Annotated in this window: 26 protein-coding genes, 7 tRNA genes and 1 pseudogene; 12 read left to right on the top strand and 22 right to left on the bottom strand. The window is 61.3% G+C overall.

The window, feature by feature from the left end; translation table 11 throughout:
• Positions 1-140 precede the first annotated feature (140 nt).
• Positions 141-1,472: a trigger factor gene (tig, locus tag JSO19_RS12910; RefSeq protein WP_270912049.1), complete on the bottom strand. Its 1,332-nt coding sequence runs from the start codon at positions 1,470-1,472 to the stop codon at positions 141-143.
• 60 nt (positions 1,473-1,532) lie between these two features.
• A tRNA-Pro gene (locus tag JSO19_RS12905) sits at positions 1,533-1,607 on the bottom strand.
• A 434-nt stretch (positions 1,608-2,041) separates the two neighbouring features.
• Here JSO19_RS12905 and JSO19_RS12900 point away from each other — a divergent pair.
• The 4 genes from JSO19_RS12900 (at position 2,042) to JSO19_RS12885 (ending at position 3,830) form a co-directional block, all read left to right on the top strand.
• Positions 2,042-2,719, top strand: a complete 678-nt coding sequence (locus JSO19_RS12900) for an excalibur calcium-binding domain-containing protein (RefSeq protein WP_270912048.1) — start codon at positions 2,042-2,044, stop codon at positions 2,717-2,719.
• A 279-nt stretch (positions 2,720-2,998) separates the two neighbouring features.
• Positions 2,999-3,310: a hypothetical protein gene (locus JSO19_RS12895; RefSeq protein ID WP_270912047.1), complete on the top strand. Its 312-nt coding sequence runs from the start codon at positions 2,999-3,001 to the stop codon at positions 3,308-3,310.
• Between the two features lie 118 nt (positions 3,311-3,428).
• A complete protein-coding gene (locus JSO19_RS12890) occupies positions 3,429-3,602 on the top strand; it encodes a hypothetical protein (protein WP_270912046.1) in 174 nt (57 codons plus the stop codon).
• A 51-nt stretch (positions 3,603-3,653) separates the two neighbouring features.
• Positions 3,654-3,830, top strand: coding sequence for a hypothetical protein (locus JSO19_RS12885; protein ID WP_270912045.1), 177 nt, complete (start codon positions 3,654-3,656; stop codon positions 3,828-3,830).
• Positions 3,831-3,886: 56 nt separating this feature from the next.
• Here the strand turns inward: JSO19_RS12885 and JSO19_RS12880 are convergent, their stop codons facing one another.
• Positions 3,887-4,168, bottom strand: a complete 282-nt coding sequence (locus JSO19_RS12880; protein WP_270912044.1) for a hypothetical protein — start codon at positions 4,166-4,168, stop codon at positions 3,887-3,889.
• 141 nt (positions 4,169-4,309) lie between these two features.
• On the opposite strand from JSO19_RS12880, the gene JSO19_RS12875 reads away from it, so the two are divergent.
• From JSO19_RS12875 to JSO19_RS12865, 3 genes are all read left to right on the top strand, one after another.
• Positions 4,310-4,561: a hypothetical protein gene (locus tag JSO19_RS12875; protein ID WP_270912043.1), complete on the top strand. Its 252-nt coding sequence runs from the start codon at positions 4,310-4,312 to the stop codon at positions 4,559-4,561.
• A gap of 1 nt (position 4,562) precedes the next feature.
• Positions 4,563-4,862, top strand: a complete 300-nt coding sequence (locus tag JSO19_RS12870) for a putative quinol monooxygenase (protein WP_270912042.1) — start codon at positions 4,563-4,565, stop codon at positions 4,860-4,862.
• Between the two features lie 1,012 nt (positions 4,863-5,874).
• The gene (locus tag JSO19_RS12865; protein WP_270912041.1) at positions 5,875-6,078 is read left to right on the top strand and encodes a cold-shock protein; all 204 of its coding nucleotides are present in this window, start codon (positions 5,875-5,877) and stop codon (positions 6,076-6,078) included.
• A 73-nt stretch (positions 6,079-6,151) separates the two neighbouring features.
• Here JSO19_RS12865 and JSO19_RS12860 read toward each other — a convergent pair whose 3' ends face one another.
• Complete coding sequence (locus JSO19_RS12860; protein ID WP_270912040.1) at positions 6,152-6,445, bottom strand: hypothetical protein; 294 nt, start codon at positions 6,443-6,445, stop codon at positions 6,152-6,154.
• 178 nt (positions 6,446-6,623) lie between these two features.
• Between JSO19_RS12860 and JSO19_RS13160 the strand changes: the two are divergent.
• Positions 6,624-6,830 (top strand): annotated as a pseudogene (locus tag JSO19_RS13160) (putative quinol monooxygenase); the annotation flags it as partial.
• Between the two features lie 202 nt (positions 6,831-7,032).
• On the opposite strand, the gene JSO19_RS12855 reads toward JSO19_RS13160, so the two are convergent.
• The 8 genes from JSO19_RS12855 to recO form a co-directional block, all read right to left on the bottom strand.
• Positions 7,033-7,104 (bottom strand) — tRNA-Asn (locus JSO19_RS12855).
• Positions 7,105-7,423: 319 nt separating this feature from the next.
• Positions 7,424-7,497 (bottom strand) — tRNA-Gly (locus tag JSO19_RS12850).
• Positions 7,498-7,635: 138 nt separating this feature from the next.
• Positions 7,636-8,481: an ATP-binding cassette domain-containing protein gene (locus JSO19_RS12845; protein ID WP_270912039.1), complete on the bottom strand. Its 846-nt coding sequence runs from the start codon at positions 8,479-8,481 to the stop codon at positions 7,636-7,638.
• A gap of 65 nt (positions 8,482-8,546) precedes the next feature.
• Positions 8,547-10,403, bottom strand: coding sequence for a DNA primase (gene dnaG, locus JSO19_RS12840; protein WP_270912038.1), 1,857 nt, complete (start codon positions 10,401-10,403; stop codon positions 8,547-8,549).
• A 16-nt stretch (positions 10,404-10,419) separates the two neighbouring features.
• A complete protein-coding gene (locus JSO19_RS12835) occupies positions 10,420-11,688 on the bottom strand; it encodes a deoxyguanosinetriphosphate triphosphohydrolase (RefSeq protein ID WP_270912037.1) in 1,269 nt (422 codons plus the stop codon).
• Positions 11,681-12,865, bottom strand: a complete 1,185-nt coding sequence (dusB, locus tag JSO19_RS12830) for a tRNA dihydrouridine synthase DusB (RefSeq protein WP_270912036.1) — start codon at positions 12,863-12,865, stop codon at positions 11,681-11,683. Before dusB ends, JSO19_RS12835 begins: the two co-directional genes overlap by 8 nt.
• Positions 12,862-13,704, bottom strand: a complete 843-nt coding sequence (locus JSO19_RS12825) for an isoprenyl transferase (RefSeq protein WP_270912035.1) — start codon at positions 13,702-13,704, stop codon at positions 12,862-12,864. The genes dusB and JSO19_RS12825 overlap by 4 nt, the downstream gene beginning before the upstream one ends.
• 15 nt (positions 13,705-13,719) lie before the next feature.
• Positions 13,720-14,451 carry a DNA repair protein RecO gene (gene recO, locus JSO19_RS12820; protein ID WP_270912034.1) on the bottom strand — a complete coding sequence of 244 codons (732 nt, stop codon included), beginning with the start codon at positions 14,449-14,451 and terminating at the stop codon, positions 13,720-13,722.
• Positions 14,452-14,514: 63 nt separating this feature from the next.
• On the opposite strand from recO, the gene JSO19_RS12815 reads away from it, so the two are divergent.
• Positions 14,515-15,381, top strand: coding sequence for a trimeric intracellular cation channel family protein (locus JSO19_RS12815; protein WP_333735218.1), 867 nt, complete (start codon positions 14,515-14,517; stop codon positions 15,379-15,381).
• Positions 15,382-15,686: 305 nt separating this feature from the next.
• Here JSO19_RS12815 and ruvC read toward each other — a convergent pair whose 3' ends face one another.
• From ruvC to JSO19_RS12775, 8 genes are all read right to left on the bottom strand, one after another.
• Complete coding sequence (ruvC, locus tag JSO19_RS12810; protein ID WP_270912033.1) at positions 15,687-16,298, bottom strand: crossover junction endodeoxyribonuclease RuvC; 612 nt, start codon at positions 16,296-16,298, stop codon at positions 15,687-15,689.
• 12 nt (positions 16,299-16,310) lie between these two features.
• A complete protein-coding gene (locus JSO19_RS12805) occupies positions 16,311-17,075 on the bottom strand; it encodes a YebC/PmpR family DNA-binding transcriptional regulator (protein ID WP_270912032.1) in 765 nt (254 codons plus the stop codon).
• A 37-nt stretch (positions 17,076-17,112) separates the two neighbouring features.
• A complete protein-coding gene (locus JSO19_RS12800) occupies positions 17,113-17,670 on the bottom strand; it encodes an HIT family protein (protein ID WP_270912031.1) in 558 nt (185 codons plus the stop codon).
• Positions 17,658-19,616 (bottom strand): threonine--tRNA ligase, encoded by a 1,959-nt coding sequence (thrS, locus tag JSO19_RS12795; protein ID WP_442915698.1) that lies wholly within the window; start codon positions 19,614-19,616, stop codon positions 17,658-17,660. The genes JSO19_RS12800 and thrS overlap by 13 nt, the downstream gene beginning before the upstream one ends.
• Positions 19,617-19,724: 108 nt before the next feature.
• The gene (locus tag JSO19_RS12790) at positions 19,725-21,299 is read right to left on the bottom strand and encodes a fatty acyl-CoA synthetase (protein ID WP_270912030.1); all 1,575 of its coding nucleotides are present in this window, start codon (positions 21,297-21,299) and stop codon (positions 19,725-19,727) included.
• A gap of 158 nt (positions 21,300-21,457) precedes the next feature.
• Positions 21,458-21,534: transfer RNA gene (locus tag JSO19_RS12785), tRNA-Val, on the bottom strand.
• Positions 21,535-21,552: 18 nt separating this feature from the next.
• Positions 21,553-21,623: transfer RNA gene (locus JSO19_RS12780), tRNA-Cys, on the bottom strand.
• A gap of 45 nt (positions 21,624-21,668) precedes the next feature.
• Positions 21,669-21,741 (bottom strand) — tRNA-Gly (locus JSO19_RS12775).
• A gap of 177 nt (positions 21,742-21,918) precedes the next feature.
• On the opposite strand from JSO19_RS12775, the gene JSO19_RS12770 reads away from it, so the two are divergent.
• Positions 21,919-22,923 (top strand): hypothetical protein, encoded by a 1,005-nt coding sequence (locus JSO19_RS12770; RefSeq protein WP_270912029.1) that lies wholly within the window; start codon positions 21,919-21,921, stop codon positions 22,921-22,923.
• A 61-nt stretch (positions 22,924-22,984) separates the two neighbouring features.
• Positions 22,985-23,058, top strand: a tRNA-Val gene (locus tag JSO19_RS12765).
• Between the two features lie 70 nt (positions 23,059-23,128).
• Here JSO19_RS12765 and JSO19_RS12760 read toward each other — a convergent pair.
• Both JSO19_RS12760 and zapE read right to left on the bottom strand, forming a co-directional pair.
• Positions 23,129-23,689 carry a type II toxin-antitoxin system PemK/MazF family toxin gene (locus tag JSO19_RS12760; RefSeq protein ID WP_270912028.1) on the bottom strand — a complete coding sequence of 187 codons (561 nt, stop codon included), beginning with the start codon at positions 23,687-23,689 and terminating at the stop codon, positions 23,129-23,131.
• A 4-nt stretch (positions 23,690-23,693) separates the two neighbouring features.
• A complete protein-coding gene (zapE, locus tag JSO19_RS12755) occupies positions 23,694-24,755 on the bottom strand; it encodes a cell division protein ZapE (protein ID WP_270912027.1) in 1,062 nt (353 codons plus the stop codon).
• A 159-nt stretch (positions 24,756-24,914) separates the two neighbouring features.
• Here zapE and JSO19_RS12750 point away from each other — a divergent pair, with 159 nt between their 5' ends.
• A complete protein-coding gene (locus tag JSO19_RS12750; RefSeq protein WP_270912026.1) occupies positions 24,915-26,396 on the top strand; it encodes a dicarboxylate/amino acid:cation symporter in 1,482 nt (493 codons plus the stop codon).
• Positions 26,397-26,436: the final 40 nt, after the last annotated feature.

Raw genomic sequence — 26,436 nt, 5'->3', positions numbered from 1 at the left:
TGTAGCTCCATTCAACGTATCTACTGGGATCGAGACTACCGAAGAATTCTCGCAAACATCGCGGTGTTCGCCCTCGGCACACAAAAGGGCAGGGCCCCGGGAAACCCCGAAGCCCTGCCCTGCGTGAAAGCGGTGAGAAACTACTCAGCCGACTCTTCGCTCGCGTCTTTTTCGTCAGCCTTCTCTTCGCCCTTGTCAACAGCGGTGTACTCGCTGAGATCGACGGCGTCGCCTGACTTCGTCACAACCTTGACCTTCGACAGAGCAACTGCGAGGGCCTTGTTACGAGTAACCTCACCGAGCACCTGCTGCAGCTGGCCACCCTGTGAGAGCGCCTGGATGAACTGCTGTGGCTCCATGCCGTACTGCGAAGCCGAGTTGAAGATGTACTGCGAGAACTCTTCCTGAGTCGGCTCGACCTTTTCCTGCTCAACGATCGCGTCGAGAAGGAGCTGCATCTGGAGCTGCTTCGAGGTCTGCTCTTCAACCTCTGCGCGGTGCTCGTCGTCTTCGAGGCGATCCTCTGCCTCGAGGTGACGGTGCACCTCTTCGTTCACGAGCTCTTCTGAAACGGGGATAGCGGCCTTTTCGAGGAGCTTCTCGATGAGCAGGTCGCGTGCCTGGGCACCCTGCGTGAAGATTGCGCTCTTCGCAACCTCTTCAGCAAGGCTGGTGCGCAGCTCTGCAATCGTGTCGTACTCGCTCGCGGTCTTTGCGAACTCATCGTCAGCCTCGGGAAGCTCACGAACCTTGACGGCGGTAATCGTGACCTCGATCTCGGCGTCCTGGCCCTCGTACTCGCCACCAAGCAGCTGTGAGGTGAAGGTCGTCGACTCACCAGCGGTGAGGGTCTCAACGGCCTCGTCCATGCCCTCGAGCAGGTTGCCTGCACCGATCTCGTACGAGACACCGGTTGCCTGGTCAACGTCGTTGCCATCGATGCGGGCAACGAGATCGAGCTCGACGAAGTCACCCTTCTCAGCAGCACGCTCAACGGTCACGAGGGTGCCAAAGCTCTCACGCAGGCGATCGAGCTCTGCGTCAATCGCAGCCTCGTCAACCTCGGCGTCGTCAACGGTGATCTTCATCTGGCCGTACTTGGGAACCTTGAACTCGGGGCGAACCTCAACCTCGAAGACGAGCGTCATGGTGCTCTCGGGGTCTTTCGCGTCGAGCCACTGCTCAACGTCAGCCGAGGGGCGACCCATTGGAACGATGTCGTTACCCTCGAGCGCCTCGCGGAAGAAGTGATCGAGTGAGTTGTTCACTGCCTGCTCGATGACCGCTTCACGGCCGACGCGCTGATCGATGATCGGAGCCGGGACCTTGCCCTTACGGAACCCAGGAACAGAAACCTGCTCTGAGATGGTCTTGTATGCGCCTTCAAGGTGCGGCTCGAGATCGGCGTGCGTTACCGTGACGGTAAGCTTTGCGCGAGTCGGGGTGAGCTTTTCAACGGTCGTTTCTGACAAAGTGTTTCCCTCACATAATGGTGTGTGTTGGTCATTCGGTGCCTTCGGCGTAACGCCGAGTCGGGGTGACAGGATTCGAACCTGTGGCCTCCCGCTCCCAAAGCGGGCGCTCTAGCCAAGCTGAGCTACACCCCGGTTTTGCACCGAGATCACCCTACCCCATGTTGTCGCAAGCAACCACATTGGGCGGGCTGGGTTTGATTCACAGAGAACCAAGGATCAACACTACCTCATGTGAGCCTGAAAGCGCACGTTGGTAGGTGCCGGAGTCTTGCCGCAATAATGCGGGCTACGACACTGAAGGCACAACGATGATCATACACACTTTTTCGTCCCCGGAATTCCTCGGCCTGAGAACCTCAGCGAGAAGCCTGCATTCACGGGCGATCTGTCAGCGAAAGATACCGGCAAACACCCGCAAGCCACATTTGCGGCGGATCGGCGTGTCGCCGCGCTCGTGACGCAACGTCGGGCGACTCACGCTCTCATCGCTCGGCGCACCCCACTCACCAAATAACGAATACGTCACAAAAAAGCCTGCTCACTGAAACTGTGTCATGATCCGAGACATGACCGACTTCTCTTCACAAGATGGCGTGACCGCAAAAGCGCTCGCCCGGCTCCGTGAGCTACAGAACAAAACGTTCTCGCGCAATAAGCCGTCCCATGAAACGCCTCCCAATCCTGGCCCCGAGAAAAAGAACCGCCGAACCGTGCCACTCTGGGGCACCATCACTACCGGCACCGTTGCTCTTTTCCTCGGAATATCGCTCGGAACAACGAGCTCAGTCAATGCCATCGACCAGCAAGAACACAAAGCACTCAAACAAGAACTCGAAAGCACAACGAGTGAATTGAAAGAGCAACAGGAAACGCATAAGAAAGCGGTCGCGCACATCACGGAGGATCGAGATGCGCTTGCAGAGCAACTCGCCACCAGTAAAGACGATGTAGCGAAAGCGATGGAGGAAAAAGAGCAGGCTGTGGCGGCTCACCTCGAAGCCGTTGCTCTCCAAGAAGCAGCCGAACAGCGGGAAGCGGAAGCCACAGCACGGGCGACCGCGGCTGAGGCGGTCGCCAACAGCACTCCTCGACAATTCGCGTCAACACCCGAACCAGCAACGACGCCAACCTATTTCAAGAACTGCACCGCGGCGCGTGCCGCGGGAGCAGCACCCGTATACCAGGGCGATCCCGGGTACGGACCGCACCTCGACCGCGATGGTGACGGCATCGGCTGCGAGTAACACTACCAGGGAGACCGGCTCAGAGCCGGACGCGTGGTCGGCGCGTGAGCGGGAGCGGGAGCTCTGCGTGATCCGCCGCATGGGTTTTCGGCGCGTGATCCGTGAACCGGTGTTCCCTGTTGAAGCAGGGGTACCGGGGTGTCGTTGCCTAAGCTCCACAGCCAGCAGTAAAGACTCGACAAGGAGCGCCCCGAGTTCATGTGCGTTGTCCTGTTGCCAGCTTCTCGTACACCTCATCACGCCACGAAACGAGCGATTCTGCCGCTACAATGTACCCCTATGAGCACTCTACGACGCATGACCCTTACCGTGGCGGCAGCCAGCAGTATCGCGGCAGCGCTTTCAGCCTGTAGCCTTCTGCCGACCCCGTCGCTGAGTGACTGGCCAAAGCAGGTGAAGACCAACTTCATGAATGCCTGCAAGCAGACCTCGAACGGCCAGGGCGGCTACTGCAAGTGTGCGCTTGACACGCTCGAAAAGACCTACGATATCGAGGATTACACGGCGCTCGAGAACAAGCTCGAAGACAGCGAGGAAGCGGTCAACGAATTTATGGCGGTCATCCAGCCGTGCCTCGACGCCATCGGCTGACACCCCCTTTCTGCGAGTCTTAGTCCCGCCTGAACGGCCCCTGACGATCGCCTGAACACCCCTTTGCAAGCCGTGCCCCAGCTTCTAGACTGGCCATACGGCTCATAAGGAGGTCGCTATGAAAGACAACGAAACAGCCGCACAGAAAACCGAAGAGACACTTGACGAACCGGTCATGGATGGCGCCAACGACGAAGTTCGCGGCGATGAAGACCCTCGTAAGGGCCTCACTGATCCAGCCCTGATTCGGCACCCTGACACCGAGAAGAAGTCGGCGAATCCCTTCGGGTAGCACTCGAACGAGAGCGTGTTCGTTCTTCACCACCCCCGCAAGGAGGCAACCATGAAGCATTCACGTAACATCACAGAAACAACCAACACACCGTGGCCAGGGCGAGATCTCGGCGCAGCAGAGTCGGCCGACGCCCTACAACATCCAGAAGACGCCGAAACCGCTGACGAGAACCAGCGCGATGACCTTCAAGACGAAGACATCATCACACTCGACGGCAGCGACTAAGCGCGAGGGCCGGGAGACGCACTCATCTCCCGGCCCTCGTTCTGTATGGAGCGGGGCTAGGCGGCCCGGCGCTTTTTCGAGACTTTGCCGTTGCGCTTCAGCCGGTAGGTGATCACCTGACCGCCCGGGGCGAAAGCCCCCAGGATGAGCAGGATGATCGGCACGATAAACGCCGTCAGCACTCCGATAACGAAGAGGAACATGAGGCCAAAGCAGCCCCAGGTGTTCTTGCGGTAGGCGATCACCTGCGTCTCATCGGCATAGCGGATCTCGTAGCCACGCGAGAGTGAATCATCAAAGCAGCGGGCGAGTCTAGGGTTTTCAGGCCTTGCCATCATGTTTCTACCCTAGCCGTTAGAGACGCTCAGCGGTGCCCCATACATCCTTCTTGTCGGTGCCCTCATGTACGGTCAGTACTGAAGTATCGTGCGGCGATTCAGGCACCGCACTCGCGGCTGACAGGAGTTATGACAGTGGCCATGAACGCAGAACAATTGCGCCTTCTTGAAGAGGCGGCAGTGCAATCACGAGAGGCCACGAAGCTCCTTTCGCAAGCGGCCGAAGCCCTCTCGATCGAGACCCCGAGCACCGAGGTGCTCAAGGCGATGATCGCGCTCACACTCAACAGCGTCGTAAAGACCAACCATGGCCTTGCGAAGGCGCTCGAGGCGGTTGCGGGAGCAGAGCATTCAAACGGTATTCGCGAAGCTCTCACCGGCGAAGGAGCCTAGCATGACGCTGAAGGTCATCGCCCAAGATTTCATTCGGCACGACGCGATCGAGACCGTCATGCCCCTTTACGAGGAGCTCGTGCGGCTCACCCGGCTCGAACCGCTAAACATCTCGTACGAACTCTGCATCGACCGTGAAGACCCTGGGCACTTCATCTTCCTCGAGGAGTGGCCCGACCGCGCCGCGCTCGACGCCCACTGTGCCACCGAGCACTTTCGCCGGCTCGTGCCCCAAATCGATGCCTTCCAGCGCAGCGCCGACACCTATATCCAGATGTCGCCGGCGTTTCCCGGGCTCTGACCGGCTCGTTTCGCGTTTCACGCGCACCGTGTGGTCAAAAAGTGTCGAAACTGCTCACCATTTTCGACACTTTTTGACCACACAAGGCACGAAAGTGACCACACGATGAGGGGCGGATCGGCGCAGACCAATCCCGAGCCCGAAAACCCCCGCCCCCCCCTGTAAACAACAAACGGCCCCCACTCCGAAGAGTGAGGGCCGTTCGCTCCCCCGGTTGGGTTCGAACCAACAACCTGCCGGTTCACAGCCGGGCGTGCCTCGAGGAGCACGCTGCACTCAAACAGATGGTCATTGTCTTCTCCGCTTAGCGTTTTCCTGGGCCCGATACAGAACCAACACGCCGAGAGCAGATTCGACAGACCGTTTCAGCACGGTCAACCCGCCGGGGTCTCGCTCTGCACAACGATCAGAGCCGGGGGACTACTATGATTGCTCGCCAGAGTAGCCCATATGACAGCTGTCTGTGCCACGTTTCATCATTCATGGTTGACTGGCGTAGAACCAGAAGCCATCGCCAAGGTGACCCGTTGAACTCCCAAATGAGCACTTTCGCCCCAGCTTCCCAGCTGGAAAAGAATCCCTATGCAGTAGAGTGATGAACGAGACACAGGAAGTTGCGTTTCTGCCGGCAAAAGCCGGGCCGACTTAATGCCAGTGATATGACCTGGCAAACATTGATTCACGTCTCACCTCATGCGACACTACGTCGAAAATATCTGAACGGTAAACATCTCTTTCATTAGCACCAAAAGTGCCCCATTTACATGGCGTCAAGCGTCACACGAAGTCACAGCTGCAACGGTCGACGGAGAGTTCGCCGGATTTATTGCCTGTGATGATCACGGGTACACGCTTCACAATTCTCACGGGTTCCCTACCGGCACCTACGCTTCCCTCGAAAGAGCACAGCAAGAAGCCGAAACGGCAACAACCCGTCACTAACCACATCGTGCTGCCTACAAGGAGCACCTGGCTGATCACCAAGTGATCAAACAAACAAAGGATAAAGAACATGGCAACAGGTACCGTGAAATGGTTCAACGCTGACAAAGGCTTCGGCTTCATCCAGCCCGACGATGGTTCAGCAGATCTCTTCGCCCACTTCAGCGCAATCACAAGCAATGGATTTCGCACACTTGAAGAAAACCAGAAGGTTAGCTTCGACGCCGAACGGGGCGACAAGGGCATGCAAGCCGCGAACATCGTAGCTCTCTAACTTTGCGCCACAACCTGACAGTTCTTGAAGCTCTCACATCATGGAGCGCTACTGTCAAAACGGGTATCCCCCGTCAGTAGGAAGGACAATGAATGTCCAAAGATAGAGGCCAGAAAGCTGGCAAAAAACCAGCTTCTAAGACTGCAAAAGAGAAGAAAGCGGCTAAACGGGATAAAAACCAGGCTGCTGCTTCACTCTTGAGCACCCGGAAATAAGTAAGCGCCTGTAGCGCATCACGATTCCGTTGTGAGGGGTCGGCACAAGCCAGCCCCTCACAAACTATGAAAGTCGATGGCTCAGGCTCGACCTCAACAACCCTGTCAAGGAAGAACTCCTTCGCATCGATCGAGTCCTGAGTGATTGCCATATGTGTCGTGAACTCAGCAATACCGCAGCCCCCTCAGTCACGAGCTCTTTCTGCACTCACTTCTTAAACTGAGTTTGCATAGACCGAGGCCTTGCGAAGGCTTTGAGACGGTTGTGGGCTCTGAACACGCATGCGTTGTTCATGAAGCGCTCTCCGAGGCTCTCGTGCGGCCACCCGGCTCGAACCGCCAAGCATCTCGTACACACGCCGCATCGGCCGCGAAGACCCTGGGCACTTCATCTTCCTCGAGGAGTGCCCCGACCGCGCCGCCCTCTACGCCCACTGTGCCACCGAGCACTTTCGCCGGCTCGTGCCCCAAATCGACGCTTTCCAGCGCAGCGCCGACACCTCCATGCAGATGTCGCCGGCGTTTCCCCGGCTCTGACCGGTTCGTTTCGCGTTTCACGCGCGCCGTGTGGTCACAAAGTGTCGAAACTGCTCACCCTTTTCAGCACTTTGTGGCCACACAAGGCACGAAAGTGACCACACGATGAGGGCGGATCGGCGCAGCTCGATCCCGAGCCCGAAAACCCCCGCCACCCTGTAAACAACAAAAGGCCCCCACTCCGAAGAGTGAGGGCCGTTCGCTCCCCCGGTTGGATTCGAACCAACAACCTGCCGGTTAACAGCCGGCTGCTCTGCCATTGAGCTACAGGGGAATGTGCCTTGGCAACGGGAATAACACTATCAACGAATTGCACCCGAGAGCAAATCGACACCGCTTCAGTCACGAACATTTGAGACGCCCAGCCGAGACGCGCCGCAGCACATGACGGCCGGGCCGGGAGGCGCGCTTTGACAGCCCTGTCGATAACGCCAACGGCCGGCTGACCGACTGACTGTCTGACTGTCTGACTGTCTGACTGTCTGACTGAAAGGCATAGGCCAGCCGAGGCAGACAAGCTTCACTCAGAGACCCATGCCGCAGAGAAGGAAAGACCGCCAAAGACACCAAACCGGCTGGAGAAACAAAAGAATTGGAGCGGGTGACGAGAATCGAACTCGCACAACCAGTTTGGAAGACTGGGGCTCTACCATTGAGCTACACCCGCGGGCACCTCAAAATACTACTGCATATTGGGCTCGCACAAAAATCAACACGCCAACCAGCCTCGCGGCCAAGCCGTCGCCAACCGCTTCAGCGCTTCAGTGTTTCCGTGAAGCGCAAGCCCAGCAAGCTGCTAGCCGCACTAGTCGCCCGCGATCTCGTCGTAGGCGTTCGCCCGAAGCGCTTCCGCCAGCTTGACGACGTACTCGTGCGAGGCGTGCCTGAAGATCGTGTCGATGCTACCGAGACCCACGGCGCTGCCTCCCTTGAGAATGAGCACGTCGTGGATGAGCGCCTCGAGCAGCCCGATGTCGTGGCTGATGATGAGCATGGTCGGGTTCGTACGCTCGCGGTACCACTGAATGAGGTCGACGATCTTCGGCCTATTGTTGGCGTCAACGCCGAGCGTCGGTTCGTCAGCAATGTACACGCTTGGCGAGTGGATCAGCGACTGCAAGACCGCGACGCGTTGGCGCTGGCCCTTTGAGAGCTCGTAGGGATACTTTTGCAGGTAGGTGAGCGGCAGCGAGACGATGTCGAACATCTCGGCGATCTGCTCACCGAGCTGGGAGCGGTCGAAGCCTTTGATGCGTTCCTCGATGGGAAGGAAGATGATATCGCCGACCGTGTATTCGGGCGGCAGTTTCGCGCCCGCGTCTTGCTGCAGGTAGCCGACGTGCGCCGTGAGGTTGCGAGTGGCCTTCTTTGAAAGCTTCGTGAGTGAGGTACCGAGCACGCGCCCCTCGCCCGAGATGCGCTGGATGCGGTCGGTCTTGCTCACGACGTCGTTGGCTCGCGCGGCGAGGTATTTCGCGAGGGTCGACTTGCCCGATCCGCTCTCGCCGAGAAGCGCGAGCGACGAACCACGAGCAACTTCGACCGAGACACCCTCGACGGCTTGAAACGATCTGCCGGGACGCTCTTGATAGCCGAGCGAGAGGTCTGATGCGAACAGAGCCGGATCGGCCTGCGTATCGATGTCTCTCATGCGTTCTTCCTATCTGTTCAACGTGGCACGGGGCATTCGTCCCAGTACCAGCGTACCGGTCGCGGTTATTCGGGTCGTAGTGAACGTCGAGCCTGCTCCAGCATGCGTATCTGTTCCTGCAACTGCCGAAACATCGCGTCTTGCGGGTCTTCGATGCGCTGCAGCCGTGACAGCATCTCCTGTTTGAGTAGGAGCAGGTCGCGCTCAATGAGCGAGCTCACGATCGCGGTCACGTAGTGCGCGATGCCCTCGACTTTGCGTTGCGGGATCGGGGCGAGTGCAAGCTCGCGCGCGACGCTCTGCATGTTCTCGGGCACCCCGGTGATCACGCGGTCGAGCCAGCCCGGCTGGTCGAGGCTCGTGAGCTGCTGCGCGATCGACTGCGCGACGACTCCGAACGTCGGCTCGTGAAACTGCACCGCGACGGCCTGCGCGAGCATCTCGACGCCCACCGTTTCGGGGTACTGCAGCATCGCCATGAGGGCGTCACGCTCGGCGCGCACGGGCGGCGTGTTGGGCAGCATACGCAGCGTGATCTGGCGCTCGATGGCGGTCTCTTCGGGCGGCGGCATCCACGCTGGGGGTTCTTCGATGACCATCTGCTGGTTGGCGTGGGCCGACCGCATCGCCTGCTGCACGTCGGCGAGATCTGCGCCCAGCATGAGCGAGAGCTCACGCGCATACCCCTTGCGCACGCCCTCATCGCGAATGTCGGCGACGATCGGTGCCGCTGCTCGCAATGCCGACGAACGCCCCTCAACCGTGTTGAGGTCAAAGCGGCCGATAGCCTGGCGCAGCGCAAACTCGAAGAGCGGCTTCTTCGCCTCGAACATTGCGGTGAGCGCTTCGTCGCCACGGTGTTGCCTGAGGTCAGAGGGATCGAGCCCGTCGGGCGCAACCGCCATGTATGTCTGGGCGCTGAACTGTTTCTCGTCGGCGAACGCTTTCAGCGCGGCTTTCTGCCCCGCTTCGTCGGGGTCAAAGGTGAAGATCACCTCGGCCGACACGTCATCGCCCATCACCCGTCGCAGGAGCGAAATGTGCTCTTTGCCAAATGCCGTGCCACAGGTTGCGACGGCCTCGGTGATGCCGGCGAGGTGGCAGGCCATGACGTCGGTGTACCCCTCGACGACGATGACGCGTTTGTTCTGCGAGATCGCCCGCTTGCCGAGGTCGAGACCGTACAGCACCTTCGACTTGTGGTAGATCGGCGTTTCAGGCGTGTTCAGGTATTTGGGCCCGTTGTCGTCTTCACGGAGCTTACGCGCGCCGAAGCCGAGGGTTTGCCCACTCGTGTCACGAATCGGCCAAACGAGGCGGCCGCGAAAACGGTCGTAGGTGCCGCGCTGCCCCTGCGAGAGCAGCCCAGCGAGCGACATCTCTTCCTCGGTGAAGCCCAGCTTGCCGAGGTGCTGCTTGAGGCTTTCCCACGAGTTGCGCGCGTACCCGACACCGAATCTCGCCCACGAGGCCTCGTCGAAGCCCCTTGAGAGCAACAGGTCGCGACCGATCGCCGCTTCGTCGCTCGCGAGCTGCTCGGCAAAGAACGTTGCCGCAGCGTCGTTTGCGGCGAACAGCCTCGTGCGGTTCGGGCCTGAGCGTTGCGGCGCTCCCCCCTCTTCGTAGGTGAGGGTGTAGCCGACCTTTGCCGCCAGCCGTTCAACGGTTTCGGCGAACGAAAGGTGATCCATGTTCTGAATGAACGAGATCGCGTCGCCTGACTCGCCGCACCCGAAGCAGTGGTAGTAGCCGAGCGCGGGCCTCACATGAAAACTCGGGCTGCGTTCGTCGTGAAAGGGGCACAGCCCTTTCATCGAATCGACACCGCCTGGTTTCAACGCGACATAGTCGCTCACCACGTCAGCAATATTGACGCGAGCTTTGACCTCGTCAATATCTTGTGCCCGAATACGCCCTGCCATGCAGAATACTTTAGCCCTATACCAGGGGAGCGACACACAGGCGCTGATGCCAGGCAATCGCTCCTTGGTCGGTCAACGAGGCCACCTGGTCGACGATGACACGCCTCGCGGCACTCTCGCTCTCGGCGGCGATGAGCTCGTGCTGAAACGGCACCTCGAGGTGCTGTGGCCCGCTCTCCCAGAGCACGGTGAGCAGCTCTTCGAGCAGATCCCGCTGGCGCCGGTACGTCGGCTGTCGTCGCCCGGAAGCCATAACGTAGGCGGCAACGATGCCCTTGAGCACCGCGATCTCCTCTTCAACGTGGCGTGGCACGACGATGTTTGCTCCGTAGCGGGCGATATTTGCGGATCCCGCGGCTTCTCGCGTGAGATCGATCGAGGCGCGCGCGAAGCGGCCGATGAGATCGCTCGTGAAGTTTTTGAGTTGCGCGTGGTCCTGGTTCGATCCGCGCCACGACGAAAGCCACGAATCAATCGTGGCGATGCGATCAAACGCGAGCGCGAGCTGCTCGTTCGTGAAGTCTTCCCCGGCCCACTCGCGCACCTGCTCGATGAGGCTGTCGTGGCCAGAGCGGCTGCTCAAGAGTTCGGGGTCGATGAACCCACTCACGACGGCGTCTTCGAAGTCGTGCACCGAGTACGCAATGTCGTCTGACAGGTCCATGACCTGAGCCTCAGCGCACTTCGTCCTGGGCGTCGCGCCCTCGCGCATCCACTCATACACCGGCAGGTCGTCGGCGTAGTAACCGAACTTTGGCGAGTGGTCGAGCGGCACCGCGAGCTTCGCGACAGCCTCGTCGAGGCTCCACGGGTACTTGCAGCTCGCGTCGAGCGTCGCACGGGTGAGGTTCAGGCCAACGCTCTTGCCGTCAGCGGTGAAGCGCTTGGGCTCGAGCCTTGCGAGAATGCGCAGCGTCTGGGCGTTACCCTCGAAGCCGCCGTAGCCCGTCATCCACTGGTCGAGGGCGCGCTCACCGTTGTGGCCAAAGGGCGGGTGCCCAAGGTCGTGGGCGAGGCAGGCGGTATCGACGATGTCTTCGTCAAGGCCGAGCGACGTCGCGAGTTCGCGGCCAATCTGTGCGACCTCGAGCGAGTGCGTGAGGCGGTTGCGCGCGAAGTCGATGCCGGCGGTCGGGCTCAGCACCTGCGTCTTCGCGGCGAGCCTGCGCCACCCACCCGAGTGGATCACGCGCGCCCGATCGCGCACAAACGGGCTGCGCGAGCTCGCGTGCGACTCGTCGAGATACCGCTCGGCGTCGTGCGCCGTGTACTGAGCTTTAGCCACCTGAGTCGTCCCTCTCAGCTTCTTCGAGCTCGGTGAAATCGACCGAGGCCGTCTCACGCGAGTCGAGCCAGCCGTCGGGCAACGCGGTGCGCTTGGGCCTGCCGGCCCTGCCCCGCGGCCCCTCGGCGGCCTCTTCAGGGTATGGAATCTCGCGATCCATCGTCTCGAAGATCTCGTCCATGTGCTCGAGCGTCTCAACGCCCGCGAGCGAACGGCGCACGTCGCCGCCAACCCCGTACCCCTTGAGGTACCAAGCGATGTGCTTGCGAATGTCACGGCAGGCGCGCAGCTCTTCGCCATCAAAGAATTCGATGAGCAGTTCGGTGTGGCGGCGAATCGTGTCCATGACGCCGCCGAGCAGTGGCTTCACCTGAGCAGCGCGCGCCTCTTCTGGCGAGATGATGCCGGCCCGCTCCTGGAACGCCGCGTTCAGATCGGCAAACAGCCACGGGCGCCCCTGGCAACCGCGCCCGACAACGACGCCGTCGCAGCCGGTCTCTTCAACCATGCGCACCGCGTCGGCTCCCGACCAGATGTCGCCGTTGCCGAGAATCGGTACGCTCGTGATCGCCTCTTTGAGGGTGCGGATCGACTCCCAGTCGGCCTCTCCCGAGTAGTGCTGATTGGCGGTTCGTCCGTGCAGCGCGATCGCCGCGACGCCGGCGTCTTCGGCGGCCTTGGCCGCGTCGAGGAACGTCAGGTGGTCGTCGTCAATGCCCTTGCGCATCTTCACGGTGACAGGAACGTCGCCGGCCTCGCGTACCGCTGCCTTCACGATGCTCGTAAAGAGGTCGTGTTTCCATGGCAGCGCGGCTCCCCCGCCCTTGCGGGTCACCTTCGGCACTGGGCAACCAAAGTTCATGTCGATGTGATCGGCGAGATCGTTCTCGACGAGGTAGCGCACGGCTTCACCCATATAGTGCGGATCAACGCCGTACAGCTGAATCGAGCGAGGCGTCTCGCTCTCGTGGTGCTTGATGAGCCTGAGCGAGGTGTCAGTCTGCTCGACGAGCGCCCGCGAGGTGATCATTTCGCTCACGTACAGGCCCTCGCCGTACTCTCGGCAGAGCCTCCTGAACGCCGTGTTCGTGATGCCCGCCATCGGCGCCAGCACGATGGGCGAGCCGATCGTGAGGTTGCCGATGCGCAACGGTTCTAGGGTTCCAGTCTCTTTCACTCGTCTATTGTCTCAGACGTTGCGCCATAACACTGAGGGGCGCGGCTCGGGGCGCCATCGATGGCCCCGCCAAAACGCCGATCTCTTGAGTGGAAGGTGTCAATCGCCTCCCAAAGGTGGTGCCTACGAAAGTCAGGCCAGAGCGTATCAAGAAAGACCATCTCGGCGTACGACGACTGCCAGATAAGAAAATTGCTCAACCGCTGCTCTCCCGAACTGCGAATGAAAAGGTCAACGCCCGGAACCTCAGGCACGTACAGGTGCCGCTCGATCGTACGCTCGGTGATGCCCTTCGAGGTGAGTCGGCCCGCTTCGACCTCGGCCGCTATTGCCCGAACCGCGTCGGTGAGCTCGTTGCGACCCCCGTAGTTTACGCACATGGTGAGCGTGAGACCGGTGTTGTTCGCGGTGACCCGTTCGGTGTGCTTCAGCTCGTTAATGACCGAGCGCCAGAGCTTGGGTCGCCGACCGGACCAGCGCACGCGCACGTTCCAGCTATGAAGCTGTTCGCGGCGGCGGCGCATCACATCGCGGTTGAAGCCCATAAGAAAACGCACCTCGTCGGGCGAGCGGCGCCAGTTCTCAGTCGAGAAGGCATACACGCTGAGGTGCTTAACCCCCGCCTGAATCGCCCCAGCCACGACGTCAAGTAGTGCCTGTTCGCCGACCTTGTGGCCCTCAACCCTCGGCAGACCGCGCTGATTTGCCCACCGGCCGTTGCCGTCCATGACGATCGCAATGTGCTTCGGAGCAGGCCCGCGAAACACCGGGGCGCTCTGCCCCGTCCAATCGAGGGGAACGATGCCGCTCGGTGCGACTGAGGTGACTGGATCTGTCATGCGCGAAAGGGATTCCTACCGTTGTGAGTGCGAAGCGATCCGCATTGATTTGAGGCCGCGTTCAAGATGCCATTGAGTATACGACGCTGCAAAGCTCGCCGCCTCTTTTCTCGCTCGATCGCCCGCCGCGATCGCGGTCGGCCAGTCTCCAGAGAAGAGTGCCGCGAGCAGCTCAGGGGTTTCTTGCGTGACCCGCATGATGCCGGCTTCGCCGCAGCGTTCACACAGCACCCCACCGTGCTGCACCGAGAGTCGCTGGTGTGGGCCGGGCGCCTCGCACACGACGCAGTCGACGAAGCCAGCGGCCCAGCCCGACAGCGCAATCGCGCGAATGAGGTACGCGTCGCGCACGAGCTCCGGATCGATCTCGCCCTCAGCGAGCGTTCGCAGGGCGCCGAGCAGCAGGTTAAAGTGGGCCCGCCCTCCCCCGTCTTCAGCGAGCTTCTCGCTCGTCTCAACGAGAATGCTGCCGATGCTGTAGCGGTCGTAGTCGTGCGCCAGCGCCTGCGTATAGGCCTGCAACGTCACCACCTGCGTGATCGTGTCGAGCGAGCGGCCCTCGTACGCCTGAATATCGACGAGCATGAAGGGTTCGAGCCGCCCACCAAACTTCGACGAGGTTTTGCGCACCCCCTTCGCGACGAGCCGCGTGACCCCTCGCTCGCGCAAAAACATCGTGATGATGCGATCGGCCTCGCCGAGCTTGTGCGTTCTCAGCACGATTCCCTGATCGCGGTAAACTGCCATACGAAAAGTATCTCTCATTCGGTTGGTAAAGCGCCGAACCCAAGCGCCCGAAAGAAGGCCCCTGTGCAAGCTTTTGCCGCGGTCGACGCGTTCCAGCTCCCGCTCTCGCTCGACCTCTCGGCGGTCACGCTCGGCAGCATTCAGGGCGCCATGTTTGCCGCGGGCTTCAAGCGCATTGATTTGCTCGGCGTGTCGATCATCGGCACGGTCGCCGGCCTCGGCGGAGGCCTCCTGCGTGACATCATGCTCGGCGTCACCCCGGCGGCCCTCCAATCGAACTGGTACCTGCTCGTGGCCGTGCTCGGGTCGTTCATCGGCATGCTACTCAACCAGCTGTTCATGCGCGTCGACGGGCTCATCACCTTGCTCGACGCACTCTCGATCGGTATGTACGCGGCCCTCGGAACCACCAAGGCCCTCGCAGCGGGCCTTCCCGTCGTGCCCTCCCTCTTCGTCGGAACCCTCGCCGCAGTCGGAGGCGGCGTACTGCGCGACCTCTTACTGAACATCCCGATCTCGGTCTTGCAGGTCGGCTCGCTCTACGCCATCGCCGCGCTCGCGGGCAGCGTCAGCATCATCGTCTCGCTCCTACTCGGAGCCAGCGTCGCCATCGCTGGGATCGTCTGTGTCGTCGTCACGACCCTCGTGCGCCTACTCGCGGTGCGCTTCGGCTGGAGTCTGCCCGAACAGCGCGCCATCAAGCAGCGCCGCCAGCGCCAGATGCGCGAGGTAACCGAAACCATCGAGGCGCTTCGCACCGGCGTCATTGACATCGACGAGTTGAGCCGCCTCGCTCTCGCCGACGACGAGCAACCCGAAACCGCAGCGGATCGCCCCGCGAGCCCCCGCCCCGGTTCCAGCCGCGCCCAAAGCCGCAGCCGCGCCCGGCAGCCACGGCGCCGCTCGCGCTGGGGCCGCCGCCGGTCGTGATAGCGCGGTGCCGGTCGCGGTCGGTCGGCGGAGCTCACGGTAGCGCGGAAGGTCGGCAGACTTACAGCGGCGCGGAAGGTCGGCGCCGGTCGCGATAAGCCAGTGCAGGTCGCGGTAGCGCGGCCTTCTCGCTGTGCCGGTGCTCGGGGAGAACCGTTGCGGGCTTCCGGAACCCGGCGATGCTCGACGTACAGCAGCACTTTTGCCGTCTACTTGACGAAAAGCAGGGTTGTGGCGCGAAAACACCCTGCTTTTCGTCAAGTGGATTGCGCAAGGCACAGTCGACGACCGGGTCGCGAGACCCGCTACCGCCGCTTCGCCGCGCGCTCGGCCGCGAGCCACGCTTCCTGCGCGGGAGTCGTGGCCGATCCGCCGCGTGGGCCGGTCGCGGCAGCGGCCCCAGCCGCGATTGCCGAGCCAAGCGGGGTCGTCTTGCGACCAGCGTACGGCGTCGAGAGAGCGTGGGTGATGGCGAGGGCCAGGGCGTCTGCCGCGTCTGCCGGTTTCGGGGGCGTCTTAAGGCCGAGGTGCTTCATGACCATGTTGGTGACCTGGCTCTTGTCGGCGGCGCCATAGCCGGTCACGCGCGACTTCACCTCGTTTGGGGTGTAGAGCGTCACGGGAACGCCGGCGCGCTCGGCAAGGAACATGACGATGCCCGAGATTTGGGCGACGCCCATGACGCTCGGCAGGTTTTGCTGGGCGAAAACGCGCTCGAGTGACACGGCGTCAACATCGCCCCGCGTGATGATTGCTTCGAGGCCCGTACCGAGCAACGCGAGGCGGCTCGGCAAGGGCGCGTCAGGCGCTGAACGCAGCACCTCGACGTGCTCGAACGAGAGCTGGCGGCGCGCTGAAACGTGAATGATCCCGACCCCACACCTGGTGAGGCCGGGATCAATACCCAGAATGCGCACGGTGAAGAGTGCTTACTCTTCGTTTGCGAGCTGCTCTTGCACCTCAGCTGAGAGGTCGAAGTTGGCGTAGACGTTCTGCACGTCGTCGCTATCTTCGAGCGCGTCGATGAGCTGGAACATCTTCTTCGCGACCTCGAGGTCAATATCGACCTTGAGGTTCGGCACGAACTGCGACTCGGCCGAGTCGTATTCGATGCCCGAGTCGACGAGTGCGGTGCGAGCGGCGTTCAGCTGCGCGGTGTCGACGATGACCTCAAAGAACTCTCCGTTGGGAGCCGGGGTGACCTCTTCGGCGCCCGCGTCGAGCACGGCCATAAGAATGTCGTCTTCGCTGGTGCCCTCGGCGGGAACCTCGATGACGCCCTTGCGCTCGAAGTTGTAGGCGACACTGCCCGGGTCGGCCATGGTGCCGTGGTTGCGAGTCATCGCGGTGCGCACCTCGGTTGCCGAGCGGTTCTTGTTGTCGGTGAGGCACTCGACGAGAATCGCGACTCCCCCGGGACCGTAGCCTTCGTACATGATGGTCTGATATTCAACCGAGTCGCCGGTGAGGCCAGCGCCGCGCTTGATGGCACGCTGAATGTTATCGCCGGGAACCGAGTTCTTTTTCGCCTTGTGCACGACCTCGGCGAGAGCCGGGTTGCCTGATTCGTCTGGCCCGCCGATGCGGGCAGCGACCTCGATCGCCTTAATGTGCTTGGCGAAGGCCTTCGCGCGCTTGGCGTCGATGATGGCCTTTTTATGCTTCGTTGTCGCCCATTTTGAGTGACCTGCCACGGTACGTCCTCTTTCTCGAGATGTACGGATGTATTAACTAGGGTAGCTCAGGCCACGCTTCTGCGATTTCTCGCCGCGTGTCGCCGAGCAGTTTTGGCAGCGCTTTCGTCTGCCCAATGATCGGGAAGAAATTGGCGTCTTGCGCCCACCGAGGCACGATGTGCTGGTGCAGGTGTGCCGCGATTCCTGCGCCCGCGGCCACCCCCTGATTCATTCCGATGTTGAAACCGTCGTTGTGCGAGACCTGCTTCACGACCCGCATCGCCGTTTGCGTGAGCGAGCCGATCTCGGCGACCTCTTCGGGAGTCGCGAGATCGTAGGTCGAGATATGCCGGTACGGGCACACGAGGAGGTGCCCCGTGTTGTACGGGAAGAGGTTCAGCAGCACGTAGGCATGCTCACCTCTCGCCACGATGAGCGCGTCTTCATCGCTCATTTCGGGCCCCTTGCAAAACGGGCACGTGTCTTCCTCTGGCTGCGTCGTGTCTTGCACGTACACGAGCCGGTGCGGGGTCCAGAGACGCTGGAACGAATCGGGAACCCCGGCGAGGTGCGCCGCGCTTTCGACGCCATGCATGCCGTCTACTCCTGCCATGCGGTGTTCACCTGCTCCTTGTCACGAATCGCGACGCGAATGCGCTCGACCGCCTCGGCGACCGGCACACCATTGAGCTGTGACCCGTCACGGAAGCGGAAGCTCACCGTGCCAGCACCGCGATCCTGCTCACCGGCGATGAGCTGAATCGGGGTCTTCGCCTTCGTGTGATTGCGAATCTTCTTCTGCATGCGATCATCGCTGTGGTCGACCTCGGCACGCACGCCCTCGGCGCGCAGCTGCTCGATGACCCCGTCGAGGTACTCGCCGTACTCTTCAGCCACGGGAATGCCGACAACCTGGGTTGGCGAGAGCCACACCGGGAACGCTCCAGCGTAGTGCTCAAGCAGAATCGCGAAGAAGCGTTCGATCGAGCCGAGCAGGGCGCGGTGGATCATGACCGGCTGCTTGCGCGTCCCGTCTGCCGCGGCGTACTCGAGTTCAAACAGCGCGGGCTGGTTGAAGTCGAGCTGCACGGTAGAGAGCTGCCAGGTGCGGCCGATCGCGTCGCGCGCCTGGACCGAGATCTTCGGGCCGTAGAACGCGGCGCCTGCAGGATCGTCGACGAGTTCAAGACCCGATTCGTTGCCGACCTCGCGCAGCGTCTGCTCTGCCTCTGCCCACTGGTCATCGGTGCCGACAGACTTTTCGGGGTCACGCGTTGAGAGCTCGAGGTAGAAGTCGTCGAGTCCGTAGGCCCGAAGCGTCGCAAAGACAAACTCAAGCTGGCGTTTGATCTCGTCTTTCACCTGCTCGTCGGTCACGTAGATGTGCGCGTCGTCCTGCGTAAGGCCGCGCACGCGGGTGAGCCCCGCGAGCGTGCCGCTCTTCTCATAGCGGTACACGGTCCCGAACTCTGCAAGGCGCAGCGGCAACTCACGGTACGAGCGCGAACGCGCACGGAAGATGAGGTTGTGGAACGGGCAGTTCATGGGCTTCAGGTAGTAGTCCTGCCCCGGCTTAACGATGTTGCCCTCGTCGTCTTCGACGTGATCGAGGTGCATCGCCGGGAACATACCGTCTTTGTACCAGTTGAGGTGCTGGCTCGTCTCGAAGAGCGTTCCCTTGGTGATGTGTGGGCTGTTGACGACCTCGTAGCCGTTCTTCAGCAGCTCATCGCGCATGAAGTTTTCAATCTCGTGGCGAATGATGCCGCCCTTGGGGTGGAACACCGCGAGCCCTGATCCAATTTCATCGGGGAACGAGAAGAGATCGAGTTCTGCGCCAAGCTTACGGTGGTCGCGCTTCGCGGCCTCCTCAAGGCGAGTCTGATACTCACGCAGCTCGTCTTTCGTCGGCCAAGCGGTGCCGTAGATGCGCTGCAGCATCGGGTTTGCTTCGCTACCGCGCCAGTACGCGCCGGCGACGCGCATGAGCGCCCAGCCGTTGCCGATCATGCGGGTGTTAGGAAGGTGCGGCCCGCGGCACAGGTCTTTCCAGCAGACCTCGCCGGTTTTCGGGTCGACATTGTCGTAGATCGTGAGCTCAGCCCCGCCGACCTCAACGCTCTCGTTATCGTCGCCACCGCCCTTGAGCCCGATGAGCTCGAGCTTGTACGGCTCGTTCGCAAGCTCGGCACGGGCCTCATCTTCGCTCACGACGCGACGCACGAAGCGCTGGCCCTGCTTGATGATCTTTTGCATTTCCTTCGAGATCTCTTTGAGATCTTCGGGGGTAAAAGCCTCGGCCGGGTCAAAGTCGTAGTAGAAACCATCGGTGATGGGAGGCCCGATGCCGAGTTCGGTTTCGGGATTAATGCGCTGCACCGCCTGCGCGAGCACGTGCGCCGCGGAGTGGCGCAGAATGTCGAGCCCGTCGGGTGAATCGATTGTGACGGGCGTGGCCGTCTGCCCCTCTTCGACCGTTGCGGCGAGATCTTTCAGCTCGCCGTCGACGCGCATAGCGACGACGGAACGGTCGGTGAACAGCGAAAAGCCATCTGCCACGGTGTGCGCTCCTTGTTTGAACTGCGGGTATAACAGCAACAACTTTACTCGCAGTCGAGCACGTTCGGGCGCAGAAGCCCTGAAGGTGCCGAAATGTGCTCTGCTGCGCTACTCGGAGAAGGCCTCCCGAAGGTCACGCTTCATGATTTTGCCGCTTGGGTTTTTCGGCAGGGCCTCGTAAAACCTCACGACCGTCGGTACCTTATATGTCGCGAGTCGCTCACAAGCAAACGCCTGCAGCTCCTCCGCGGTCACCTCGTGCCCCTCACGAACAACGACGGCGGCTGCAACGGTCTCGATCCACTTCTCATGGGGCGTCGCGAAAACCGCGACCTCGGCCACCGCCGGGTGCCCATAGAGCGCTTCTTCGACCTCGCGGCTCGCAACGTTCTCGCCGCCCGTCTTAATCATGTCTTTGACACGATCGACGATGGTCAGCCTGCCCTCGGCGTCGAATACGCCAAGGTCACCAGAGTGAAACCAGCCGTATTTGAAGGCCTCGGCCGTGAGCTCATCACGGTTCCAGTAGCCGAGGGCAATCTGGGGGCCGCGGTGTACGATCTCGCCCACTTCGCCACGCGGCAAGATGGTGCCGTCTTCGGCCATGATGGCCGTTTCAACGTTGAGCACCGGGCGGCCAGCCGAGCCGGCGTGCGAGACCTGCTCATGGGGCGGCAGAATCGTCGCGACAGGGGCCAGCTCGGTTTGTCCGTAAAAATTCCAAAAGTCGAGGTCTGGCAGCTCTGCGAGCAGTTTTTTGAGCACCTCGACCGGCATCGGTGAGGCGCCGTAGTAGCCCTTCTTCATCGATGAAAGATCGGCGATCGCGAAACTCTGGGAGTTGAGCAGCGCGATCCACACCGTTGGCGGGGCGAAGTATTTCGTGACCTTATAGCGTTCAATGGTCGCGAGCACCCGCGCAGAATCAGGCCCGGGCAAGATAATGCTTGTTGCGCCAAGGTATACATCGGGGCCGATGAAACAGTCGAGCTGAGCGCAGTGATAGAACGGCAGGCTGTGCAGATCGATGTCGTCATGCGACATTCCTCCGTCGATAATCGAGCTCACGTATTCAGCAATGAGCGAGCGACTCGAGTGCAAGAGGCCCTTCGGCTTTGATTCGGTGCCGCTCGTGTACATGAGGCGTAGCGCATCGTCATCTCCAATCATGGCTGTCGGCTCAGCAGACGAGGCCGCGGTCGAAAAGACGTCGAACGGTTGCCACTCGGGTGACGCAGCCTGCCCCACCGTGATCTCGATGCGCACCGCGGGTGTGATGCCGCTCTGCTCGAGTGCCCGCCGCATCGTCTCGGTGAACCCTGTTTGCGCGATGCAGGCCGCAGGCCTCGAATCTTCAAGTAGGTAGCTCACCTCATCAACCTTCAGCATGAAGTTTATGGGCGTGAAGATCGCCCCGATCTTCGCGGTGGCATACGAAGCGACGAGAAACTGCCAGCAGTTCTTGCTGAGCATCGTCACCCGGTCACCCTTCACGATGCCCCGCTGCGTGAGGGCATTCGCCAGTTGGTTCACCCGGGTGTTGAACTCTTCGTAGGTGAGGCTCGTGTCGCCATCGATGAGCGCGACCTTGGCGGGGTACCGCGCTGCGGTTCGACGAAGGGTATCGCCGAGTGTGAGTGATCGAGCGGCAGCAACCTCAGTCGCCATTGACTGTGCAAGCATGAAAATCCTTTCAACGTTCTTACTTGCGAAGCCTAAGAGAAGCCCGGGCCAAAGTACAGAGCTTGTCCCTGTGACATTGCGGAGTCGCCCGCGAGGCCCTTCGAACGAGGGCAGAAATGCAAAAAGCCAGATCTTTCGATCTGGCTTTTTGTCTGAACTGGTGGGCGATACTGGACTCGAACCAGCGACCTCTTCCGTGTCGGGGAAGCGCGCTAACCAACTGCGCCAATCGCCCATCGTGTGCTTTTCAGCGAGGTGGCGACGGGATTCGAACCCGTGTACACGGCTTTGCAGGCCGTTGCCTCGCCTCTCGGCCACGCCACCGGTACGGGATTTCGCCCGCGTGTATCAGACGAACTGATCCACCAGAGCGGATGACGAGACTCGAACTCGCGACCCTCACCTTGGCAAGGTGATGCGCTACCAACTGCGCTACATCCGCATTTCGTACCTGCTTGGTACTTGTAATACTTTAGTGAACGATAATGCGAATACAAAATCGACATGCAAAACCGAGACAAACAGCGGGCTCTACGGCGTGTCGGGGGGAACATTTCGGCCGCGTAACCTTTCAGGGATTTCTCCCTTTCGCCCCGAGAGATTCGCAATACTAGGGAGTATGGAATCACGGGGGCCACGCATCATCAGGCGCGTCATCTGGTCGATCGTCGTTCTCGTCTTTGCTGCTGGCGCCTTCGTAGCCTGTCAGGAGCGCCAGACTATTCGAGATTATTTCGATGGTCGGGAGTTCAAGCCCACGGCAGAAATGCAGACGGTCATCACCAACATTGAGCTCACTGATGCCGGGCGACGCATATTGCTCGCTACCCACCCCGCGATTGAATCGGCCGATGAGTTCAATGATCGCTGCCGCAATGCCGAGACCGAACACAGTGGCCACCTTCTCGGCTGCTACGCGAACGGGAAGATTCACCTCTTCTCGGTCACTGACGAGCGCCTTGAAAGCGTTGTCGAGGTTACGGCAGCCCACGAACTCATGCACGCGGCTTACGCGAGACTCTCAACCGCTGAGCGCGATGCCCTCGCAACGAAACTCAACCGCTATTACAGCGAGCGCATTAAGACCGACCCCGACTTCGAGAAGCGCATGGAGGTATACGCGAGCCTTTCGGCGTCGCAGTTCGCCAACGAGTTGCATTCGATTTTCGCGACCGAGGTGCGGGATCTTCCCGACTGGCTCGAAGAGCATTACTCGGCATGGCTTGCCGACCGCGACGCCGTCGTCACGTTTTACGACACCTACCAGGGAGTCTTCACGACGGTTGAGCAGGAGGCCAAAGAGCTTAAAGAGCGGCTCGACGCGATGCACGAGAGCCTCGAGGGTGAGTCTGCCTCGTACACGAGCGACGTTGAGGCCTTCAACGCCGACTGGAAGAGCTTTGTCGCCCGAAACGACGCATACGAGTTCTCTGACAACGAGGCAGAGTTCAACCGCCTGAAGCGTGACTTTGATGATCGGCGCGGGAACCTCGAACACTGGAAGAACACCCTGCAAGAGAGCATTCACGAGTATGAACGCCTCAGCAGCGAGCTCGCATCGCTCGGCGAGTTGTCACTCGAGCTCAACAACCAGATCGACAGCACCGTTCCCACCGCCGAGTAACGGCTCCGTTTTCTCGCACTCGAAAAGGTGTGTACACTTGATTGAGTCGAAAGACATGCACGGGCGTTTGGCGCAGTTGGTTAGCGCGCTTCCTTCACACGGAAGAGGTCGTGGGTTCGAGTCCCGCATCGCCCACTCGAGTTATTGAGACAGCTCGTGAAAGGGCTTCGCTAGCACTGCTGCGAAGCCCTTTTTTGTATCCTCTTTACGAGGCATGCCGGCGAGCGATGGCCTCAGTCATCGCTCGATAGCGCTGCCGGTCAAGCACCGCGCCCTCGCGCCGCATGGCGTCGTGGGGCACCCTGAGTACCCGCTCGGGGTTGAGATAGCTCGGTCTTCCCTGCCCGTCCCATGGCCCGGCTCCGAGTTCGAGAAAGCCGCGGTGCTCCTTCGTCGAGAGGTAGCACCCAGCGACGGTACGAGAGTCGATACGCGCAATGATGAGCACCGGTCGGTCTTTACCGCGCCCGTCATGTTCGGCGTACGGCACCCAGGCCCACACGACCTCACCGGGGTCTGGTGCGCCGTCTTTCGATGGCGCATATGTGAAGTTGAGCGCCCCCATTTCAGCGGGGCTGAGATCACGCGGGCTCGCGTGCTCTGTACGCAGCGTCGGCCGCGCCCCACTGGCCCCGCGCCCTTTGCCGCCCCGACGGGTCTTGGTGCCCTTGCGCCCGAGCAGCACCCCGGCCACGACAACGAGCCCGAGAACGAGGGCTTGCGCCCACTGCGGCAGCTCCTCCAAGAGCGACTGGAGTTCGTTCATACGCTTACATCACGCCAGAGGTGAGTGCGTTGAGGCGCGACATGCAGCGCAGATACTTCTTGCGGTAGCCGCCGTCGAGCATGCCGCCGCCGAACACCTCGGTGAAGGGAATACCGGTCGAGCGAATCGGGATCTGCGCGTCATACACGCGGTCAATGAATGCGACGAGCCTGAGCGCCTCGGTCTGGTCGGTGAGCTGCGTCACCTCTCGCACGCCGATAATGTTCACGCCCGAAACGAGACGTGAGTAGGTCGCGGGGTGAACGGTCGCCAGGTGCGCAATGAGCGCGTCGAAGCTGTCGTCGGTGACCCGGTCGCCCGAGTTAATCCCGTCGGCGAGCATAAAGCGGTAGGCCTCGTCGGTCAGGACGACTGCTTCGCCCTCGAGGTCGCGCTGGCGGTAGTCATTGCCATCAATGCGGATCGTCACAAAGCGATCGCTCATCGCCTGAATCTCGCGCATGAAGTCTTGCGCCGCAAACCGCCCCTCACCGAGCGCGTTGGGGGGCGTGTTCGAGGTGGCAATGAATTTCGTGCCCGTCGCGGTAAGTTCGCCGATGAGTCGGGTCATGATCATGGTGTCGCCCGGGTCATCGAGCTCGAACTCGTCAATACAGATGAGCTGTGCGCCCTTCAGCGTTTCGACGGTTTGCGCGTAACCGAGCGCGCCAACGAGCGAGGTGTACTCAATAAAGGTGCCGAAATACTTACGCCCGTGGGCCGCGTGCCATGCCGAAGCGAGCAGGTGGGTCTTGCCCACGCCAAAGCCACCGTCGAGGTACACGCCCTGATGCGTGATGCGCGCTGGCTGTGGCTCTGCTGGCGCCTTTTTCTTGCCGAACGAGAAGAAGCCGCCCCGCTGCTGGGCTTTCGGCGGGTTCACAAATGTTTGCAGCAGTTCCTTCGCCTCACCCTGTGATGGGTGGTCGGGGTCTGCCCGGTACGAGTCAAAACTCGCCTCGGCGAACTGCGGTGGTGGTACCAGCGTCGCTACAATCTCTGCCCCTGAAATCGTGGGCGTTCGGTTGACCAGGTGGGCTGGGGTTCTTTGTGCATCGTCAGACATCACGATCATTCTATCCCTGGCCCGGCGCCGCCGCGGCACAGGGCGTGCGGGCGGCGTCATTTGTCATATTTCGTCACACTAAACATAAGACACTCTAATGATACTGATAAGGTTTGCTTTGGCATCTTGCACTCCAACCGCTCAGCAGAAAGGAACACCGTGTCTTCTTCCCCAGCCACAGCTTCAGCCGAAGCTCCGGCCGCAGAACCGGCCCGGCCCCGGTGGTACGCCTCGTTCGGCACCCAGATTCTGATCGCGCTCCTCTTAGGTCTCGTACTCGGCGGCGTCGCACTCAGCATCGGCAGTGGCCCGAACGACGAACCCAACTGGCTTCACGCAACCCTCCAAACCATTGGGCAGAGCTATGTGAAGATCTTGCGGGCGGCAGTTGTTCCGCTCATCTTTACCGCCATCGTCTCGAGCATCGTGGGCCTGCAACAGGTCACGAACGCGGCACGCCTCGCCGGCCAAACCCTGCTGTGGTTTGCCATCACCGCCCTTATCGCGGTGACAATCGGCATCGGCCTCGGCGTCGCGCTGCAGCCGGGCGCAACCGCTTCGCGCACCGAGCTCACTCCGTCAGAGCCGTATCGGGTTGGCAGCTGGGTCGACTTCTTGACCGGTATCATCCCGTCGAACTTCCTTGGCCTCACCGTGAGCGGCTCTGCCGACCTCGAAACGGGCGCGCTCGACGTGGCGCCCGGGTTTAACATCTTGCAGGTGATCGTCGTCTCTGCCGTCGTCGGCATCGCGGCGCTCAAGCTCGGCCAAAAGTCTGCCCCGTTTATCGCGTTCACCCAGTCGGCGCTCGGCATTATTCAAACGATTCTGTGGTGGATCATCCGCATCGCCCCCATCGGCACCCTCGGTCTCATCGGTTTTGCGGTGGTCGAGTACGGCTGGAGCACCATGAGCTCGCTCACCTGGTTCGTCGTGGTTCTGTATATCGGTCTCGCGGCCGTACTCTTTGTCGTGTACCCGGTTCTCATCAAGGCGCACGGGCTCTCGGTGAAGCAGTACTTCTCTGGCGTCTGGCCCGCGGTGCAACTCGGCTTCGTGAGCCGTTCATCGATCGGCACGCTGCCACTCACGCAGCGCGTCACTGAGCGCAACCTCGGCGTCCCGAGCGGCTACGCCTCGTTCGCTGTTCCCCTCGGCGCCACAACCAAGATGGATGGTTGCGCCGCAATCTACCCGGCGGTAGCGGCGATCTTCGTGGCCCAGTTCTTCGGTATCGAGCTCACCCTTATCCAGTACCTGCTCATCGCGTTCGTCTCGGTCGTCGGTTCGGCCGCGACCGCCGGCACGACGGGCGCAACGGTCATGCTCACACTGACGCTCACGACCCTCGGTCTGCCGCTCGAGGGAGTCGGTCTCTTGATCGCGGTCGATCCGATCATCGATATGGGCCGCACCGCGGTCAATGTCGCCGGCCAGGCGCTCGTGCCGACCATCGTCGCAAAGCGCGAGGGCATTCTCGATCACGAGCTCTACAACGCACCGCGTAATGGCCTCGCCTTCGATAATGCCGACGCGAGCGCTGTATCGCAGGCGGCAGAGCCACCAGCTACGAGCGACTCGCAGCCTGGCCCAGAAAAGCAGCTGGCCAGCGTCGCCACTGAGCCCGCTGCCACCCGCTAGAAAAGCAGCTGCTGCGCACGCATCGTGCCCCGGTCGTCGT

This window comes from Leucobacter sp. UCMA 4100 (genome assembly GCF_027853335.1).
Taxonomy (GTDB): domain Bacteria; phylum Actinomycetota; class Actinomycetes; order Actinomycetales; family Microbacteriaceae; genus Leucobacter_A.
This window is presented reverse-complemented; position numbering and strand designations above follow the sequence as displayed.